This is a genomic window from Plesiomonas sp., assembly GCF_051650925.1.
Taxonomy (GTDB): Bacteria; Pseudomonadota; Gammaproteobacteria; order Enterobacterales; family CAMTGL01; genus Plesiomonas.
In genome coordinates this window covers 1-7,547 of sequence record NZ_JBOFRH010000263.1, presented here as the reverse complement: position 1 = coordinate 7,547, position 7,547 = coordinate 1, and the positions used below count along the sequence as shown (strand labels likewise).

3 protein-coding genes are annotated in these 7,547 nt (G+C 44.4%); all 3 read right to left on the bottom strand.

The genetic code is table 11. The annotated features are described in order from the left end of the window. A partial coding sequence (locus ACRC27_RS06305; protein WP_438639440.1) for an ATP-binding protein occupies positions 1 to 1,643 on the bottom strand: 1,643 nt, incomplete at its 3' end. 221 nt (positions 1,644 to 1,864) lie between these two features. Further along, positions 1,865 to 2,530 (bottom strand): hypothetical protein, encoded by a 666-nt coding sequence (locus ACRC27_RS06300; RefSeq protein ID WP_438639439.1) that lies wholly within the window; start codon positions 2,528 to 2,530, stop codon positions 1,865 to 1,867. 75 nt (positions 2,531 to 2,605) lie between these two features. After that, positions 2,606 to 7,318, bottom strand: a complete 4,713-nt coding sequence (locus ACRC27_RS06295) for a hypothetical protein (protein WP_438639438.1) — start codon at positions 7,316 to 7,318, stop codon at positions 2,606 to 2,608. Positions 7,319 to 7,547: the final 229 nt, after the last annotated feature.

Sequence of the window (7,547 nt, the reverse complement as noted above, 5' to 3'; positions counted from 1 at the left end):
GCTTCATGATCATCAACCAATAAAATAACCGGATCATCGTGGGTTGTTACCAGCGGTTTATTGCTTTGAGTGCGAGGCTCTTCTACTTTACAGGCAGTGGTGGGAATGCGAACAATAAAGCGCGAACCACGCCCTTTCTGGCTCTCTAATGAGATAGTACCCCCCATCAGTTCCACCAACTCTTTGCAGATAGACAACCCTAGCCCCGTACCGCCAAATACACGGCTAGTGGAATTATCCACCTGTGAAAACGGTAAAAATAATTTGGTTTTATCCTGTTCGGCAATACCGATACCGGTATCCGAGACATCAAACTCCAGTATGCCATTATCCTGCCCTTTCTGATTACAAAAGCGAGCCGACAGGGTAACTTCCCCTTGTGCGGTAAATTTCAGGGCATTTGAAATTAAATTATATAAGATCTGTTTGACGCGCAATTCATCAATATTAAAGCAGTTATAATCAGCAATATTGTGTTCGTGAACATTAAGTGTAATTTTTTTACGCTCAGAAATTATACTGTACTGCCGCTCGAGTTCGGCCAATATCGGTATTAATTTAACCGGACGCAAATCTATGTTCAATTTTCGCGCATCAAGACGCGACATATCCAATAGATTATTGAGTAGTGATAGCAGTAATTGCCCAGCATCATCAGCCTGATTAATCATTTCACGCTGTGACTGATTTACTTTTGTACCACGCAGCAACTCAAAAACCGACAACATAACACCAATCGGCGTTTTTACTTCATGGCTGATCATCGCCAAGAAGCGGCTTTTAATTCTTTCACTCTGTTTTTTTGCACGATAAGCATACATATAGCACAACAATGAAATGCTTAATGAACAGATCATGATTAGGGTTGCTAATATCTGCCAGCGATACGACACCCAAAGCTGATGAAGTGTTGGTTTTGTCTGTTCGGTAGACTCTTTCCATGTCATTAATGACTGATCCATCTCTTTAGCGGTAATGCTACTTAGGGCTTTACTCAGTACTTGGTACAGCTCTTTATTATTTTTTGAAACCATAACTGAAAAGGGTTTGGGTGGAAGATTAACGTATCCTCCTAGATAAATATCTTTATTATCATCTTGTACTGCATCAAACTCAGCACCAACAACAATACCAACATCAGCCTCACCCGAACGTAATTTATCAAAGATGTCATTAATACTCAGCGCGGGAACTAATACTGCCGCCAGTGATTTAGGCTGTCGAGTCAAGTTATGATAGAGGTAAGAGTTTTCTATCACTGCCACTTTTTCTGTTTTCAGGTGATCAAGTGTACCGACAAACTGGTGTTTCCCTAGCGAAATAAATTCATGCCTAAGATACATAAAGGGGTGAATAAACTGGTATTGGTCTGTTACTGAAGACACTTGTGAATACCGATAATCAGCACCAAAAATCACGGCGGGTAAGTCTTTATCTTCCACAATATTTTGTGGATTAAGCTGCCCTGTATACAGGGAACTCACCATAAATTTAAGGCCGGTTTTTTTCTCTAATAGTGAGATTAGATAGCGATGATAGGATAATTCATGTGAAACATTAACCGGAATATAGATAGTTTGCTTACGATGTTGTTTGATCCATAACGTTTCTTCAGGTGTAAACAGGCTTTCTGTGGCCCACACAGGGGTAACACCATACCCAACTATTAAGGTAAAACATAGTGCAATGTATTGCAATTTGGGTAGATGAAATTTGAACATAATCCCTCAAAACACATCATGTGTAATAAGTAAAACTGCCATAGTGAAAAAAATAACCACTAAAGTAGGATTGGCAATTTATCTGCCGATGATACTCAATATTATCACAATGCAATTAGCTGCATTTATTTATTACCGAAAAATCATCCAGACTTTTTACAGCTATCAAGCACGGTGGTCAGTTTATTCACCATTCCCATTGTTATGACTTGTTGTTTATCTTGTGAGGATATTTGCATACTGGCATTGGCGGGTAAAAAATGGGTACTGCCTTGCTGCTGACCGCAATGGGTATCTTGCATGACTAAAACATAGCCATTGCTGTTATTGGTTAAACGGTTATTTTTGAGTGTGTATTTCATTACGGGAGTGATTGGGCGAACAACCACCACGCTTTTAATTTCAACCGGATAACGAGTGACCACCGCAGCAGGTACTTGCCCTAATTGAATGGCTGCAACGCCTAACTGACGCAGTGATGCACGGTAATAGCGCTCTTGATTATCACGCTTTAGATTATAGTGCAGGGTAAAATGCCCTTTCTGGCCAGCAGCTAAACGCAGCTGAGCAGGTGATACATAAAAAGGGGTTGGATGTGCCGCTTTTAGCGTTTCATGGCCATCAGGAAACGTGGTTTCATTTAACGATAAGGTATAGATAATCTCTTGTCTCTCATCATTTTTAATATCAATGTTGAGAATATTGTGGTTATCGATTAGCTCATTTAATGGCTGCATTTGCACGGCAAAAACACTGGAGGTTAGCAATGCCGATAGCACGCTGATCAGGAAAAAAATACGCGGGTACATGCTGCTTTATCCTATAAATGTAAAACAGGGTCGGTGCTTTCACACCGCCCCTAGATATATCACTATTAATATATGTTAATTTCCCAGTGAAAGCTCGACAGTAACAGTACCATCATTTTTTGCCGACCCGACCCAATCGCGCTGAGTTTCAATTTCTCGACCAGAAATACGATCATTCATTTTAAAACCAAGGCGTGTTTTAAGGGTGTAACTGGCCTTCCCCGCTACCGAAGCACCCCTCTCTTTTACCCAGTGACCACCGGCATCTGGGTGTTGTGAGTCTTTAAGTACAATCGGCTCACCGGTACAGTTTTGAGGAGTATCTTTCCACGTTGAACTATTACCAGCAAAGCCAAAATAAGCCGGTACTGCAGCATGCGTTTTGCCATTATTAATGGTAAACGCACAGACCGCGTTTTTATTCATCTCTTGATGACCGCCTTCTACTTTGGCTGTCACGGTAATGGCTGATGCTGTACGGTTTTTCAGCAGTGTTGCTATCTCATTTTTTGAATAATTTCCGATAGAAGAAACCGGCATATTACTGAGTTCAACACGGACTAAATAAGGAATGACGACATCAGGTTCATCACCGGAAAACCGTGACTCAACCACATTACTGGCTTGCGGTGCGATACTTATCCCTTCAAGGGTAGGTAGGCTGGTTTTATTGATGATGGTGATCACACCCGATTGATGCTCTTTCATGGTTACATCTCGGCTAGCAACCAAGGTCAATGTTTCAGCAGGTTCGTTTTGCTGATCTTCATTAAGCGGCAGCACGATCTCCAGCTGTTTTTTTAGACCCGCTGGCAGTGGGTATGCCACTACTTTTCCACCGGATAAATCAAGCTGTGTGCCCGAGTTGCTACCTGGTAAACGCACGGTTACATGCTCTAACTCTACATCATCGGCAGATGCTGAACCCAACTCGGCTTTGAGATAGAGCGGATTGCCACTCAGGTCTCCATCCCCAGTTAGAATGACGGTTGAGACAGCATTTTCCCCCTCATGCGCGGTGACATCAGCCACCGATGCGACATTCCACGCGACACGGTTATGAATAGTCATCGTGCCCTGTTTGCTACCCGACATTTTGCTGTCTCGGCTAGCTAACAAGGTAAACTGCTCATCGGGTTCATCTATATTATCTTGCAGTAATGGAATGCTGACTTCAACGGTCTTATCCGGCAACATGATACTAGCGATTTTATTGCCAGTAAGATCAATGAGCTGACTGTTGCCTCCGCCCACTAAAGAGAGTTTCACATGCGCCAAGTCCATATCATTTTCTGAGGCAGTACCCAGTTTAGCTTGTAGGTAGAGCGGCTCACTGCCGGCTTCTCCTTCACCAATAAAATGAACGTGAGTGGTAAGATTTTCACCTTCATTACCTTCACCGTTATCTACTTTAGCTAATGCCCAAACGGAACTGTCAGTAATCATGATAGTGCCACTTTTACGTACTAGCATATCGGGCTTGTTACTGGCCTCTAAATAGAGTTTTTCCGGGCTCTCTAGTATGCCATCAACAATAGTTGGAATACTGACAGAAAGTTTATCAATAATGCCAACTGGCAGGGTATGAGCAACCATTTTTCCGCCCGAAAGATCAATCTCAGACTCTGGTAGCGAGGTGCCTGGATAACTAATTTTTACATGCTTTAAATCAACATCACTTTCACTGGCAGAACCAAACTTGGTACGCAGGTAAATTTTTTGATGTGCTAAATCTTTTTCTGTCAGCAAAATGGTAGATATAGCATTTTTTCCCTCTTCAACAGTAGCATCAGAAACTGAACGCACTTCCCAGTCGCCCTCTCTGTCTTGCATAATCACGGTGCCCTGATTACTACCGGCCATATCTATAGTGGTACCAATTTTTATCTGGAACATATACCGATCATCAGAAATAGCATCTTTATTAATATAGACCGAAACATCAACGTTCTTACCTACATTAGATGGTAAAATGACCTTATGAACATTGCCATCAGATAAACTACCACGGTCATCAGGCGCATTAGTATTTGGATAACTGACCACGACATTATCAAAGTCAGCATCCTTCCATGTCGCTGTTGATAATACAGCCTTCAGATATATCGCTTGCCCATCCAACGTTCCGTTTGAATTTAAGCGCACATGTAACACTGCCGTAGTACCTTCTGGAACATAGACATCGTCTATTTGGGCAATATTCCATGGGTCCAGATCTTTAATGGTCTGTATACCACTTTGTGCATTATCCATGTTTGATGAAAAACTACCTTTCAGCTCGAGTGTTTTATCTGGGTTCGGGCTGATATCTTTCAGTGTTGGAATACTGACATAAACTTCCCGATCCACGACATCAGGTAATAATACTGCAGCTATTTTCCCACCACTTAAATCGACTATAACTTGAGTACGTACATACTGGAAGGAAACCGTAACATGGGTTAAATCCACATCTTTTTCTTTGGCACTGATAAGTTTAGTTTGCAGATAAAGAGTATGACCTGCGCCTTTATCTGTGAGCAGTATTTCACTTGCCAAAGCTGCCCCTTCCATCGCTTTTGAATCACCAACTGAAATCACTTTCGGCGAGGGCTTATCCATAATAGCCAGTGTTCCGCTTTTTGCATCGTGCATATCAGCAGCGAAACCGGCTTCTAATATCAAGGTTTCATCCGGCTCTGGGCTTACCATATCAGCCACAGTAGGAATAGAGATAGTTAACTCTTTTTCCGCATTAGCCGGTAACTGTACGGCAACCGGTTTCCCGCTGCTTAAATCAACGATCGATATTATATTTCCGTTTTTACGCAAACGAATTTCAACCCGTTTAAGATTGAGATCATCAGGTGAAGCATTCTCTAAAGTGGTTTTAAGGTAAATTATTTTAGTTGCTACCACATCACTGAAGGTCACGGTACTCTCTAGCGGTTTGCCCTCAACAATAGCGGCATCAGATACACTCACGACACTGACCGCAGTATTATTTAATGATGTTCCGTTATCTGGTCGTTGCTCTTCGGGCAGTCTGATGCTGTTTGGCAGCATCGCAAGACTGAAGCTATCACCTTTAATTTGGCGGGAGCTGGAGTAAAATCGCATCTCTACCTGTGTGATAATTTGCTGCCACTGAGCCTGAGCAAGCTGATGTAAATCACTGAGTTTTGGGATAAAAACATCAATTGTTTTTGCCCGTGCAAATTCAGCCAACCCGACACTTTCCCCCAGATGATGCCACTGATTACTGACACGAAAACGCGCTGAAGGAAGCGGAAAACCGCTTCGGATCATAAAGCGGATATCACCACCACTGCTAACGTTATGCTCCCCACTAATGGTGCGAAGTACGCATGTCTGGCCGTTGATACCCTCAACTTTATCTGCATGACACTCGGCACGTGACGGTCTATCCAACCGCAAGGCGGCTGCTTTAACTGCACTGGTACGGTACTCAACACGTGAGCCATCGGTTCGTTGGCCTGTGGCAAGCAGCTCTTGTTGCGCGCCCAACGGTTGTTTCACTAATCCGGTTAATGCTATAGGGCTAAAGACCGGATTCACTTGGCCATCACGCGGCATAATGCGGCCTGAGCTCACCTGCCCCTGCGCATCCATCACACCAAAAAATAGATTAACCGGTTGGCTGTGGGTGATCCGACTAAGTGGAAACAGCGGCGATAACTGGCCACTTTCCAAATACCATGCAGCCTGTCTGCTTCGCCCTTGTGGTTGTCTTTCGCCATAAATCGCCTGATCAGACCGCCCACTGAGGGTGGTAACATAGCCGCGCTGTGTTACTGTATCTTCTATCGACAGCAGTCCGAGCCGTGACAGTACAATACTGGGCCGAGTGTTAAGTTGAGATCCAAACAGTTGCAGATTAAATCTGTCACCTTTCGCTAAACGAGATGCCGAATAAAAGCCGCTTTCTACTAATTCAGACAATTTTTGTTGCGGGTGTGCAGCCTTCCACTGATCACGTTCAGCGGCCGATGGTGGAACAAAAAATACCTCTATCGCATGGCTATTGGCAAACTCGGCAATATGCACACTATCACCAATAGCATGCCACTGAGAGCCTACGCGAAAACGAGCCTGTGGTAGTGCTACCCGCGCCCGTATAGTGAACATCAGATCACCACCGCTGCGAGCAACAGAGCTTCCCTTAATCGTGCGCAGTGTACAAAGCTTGCCCGCCACACCATTGAGCCGCTCATCACGGCACACTTGTCCGGCGGGCGGCAACAGTGTCAGATGTGCAGCTTTCGTGACATGAGTTTCAAAACGGCGAATATCCCCATTTTGCAGTGTTTCCTGCAAAGCAAGCGTTCGGGAAGTTCCCGCTGTAGCTTGCGACATCAAGTTAAACACGGTATCACTGAGTACCGGATTGACCTGCCCCCCATTTTGCGGTGTAAATGTTCCACCATCCCACATCACAGCAGTGCCATGGGTATCGGCCATGCCGCGAAACGCCTGTGCTGGCGTTAATCCCGAAAGGGTTTTGACATCACTGGTACCATTGCTGTTATGGGTATACCAGATCGCTGGCTTTTTAGCGCCCAGCCCCGGTGTGCGCGCACCAAAAATAGCCTGCGGTAATGACCCCTGAAGGGTATCCCCGCTGCTGGCCAATGTGGATAAATACTGGCTATTAGCTACTTTATCCTCAATCAGTACCAGCTCTAATTGGCTGTGCAGATCGGTTATTTTTGTAGGGATATGCGGTAGCCCACCCGGTAAGCGCCCTGGTAGAGTTACCGGACGCTGAATTTCAGCCGGCAAAGTCACCGGATGCTCAAAGTGACCCGCAGGTGGTTGAACTATTCCTGGTAGTGTGACAGGGGTTTGATATGCATTTGCAGTTTGCCATGGGGCAACGAGCGCAAACAAGCTGCTTACTAACAGTGTGATACCAAATAGCGACGATTTACCCGATAGCGGCTTTCTATCACCATCATAGGGTTTTGACAAAGTATGTTGGCATGGTAAACCATGCCCGATACGAAGGTATTTTTGC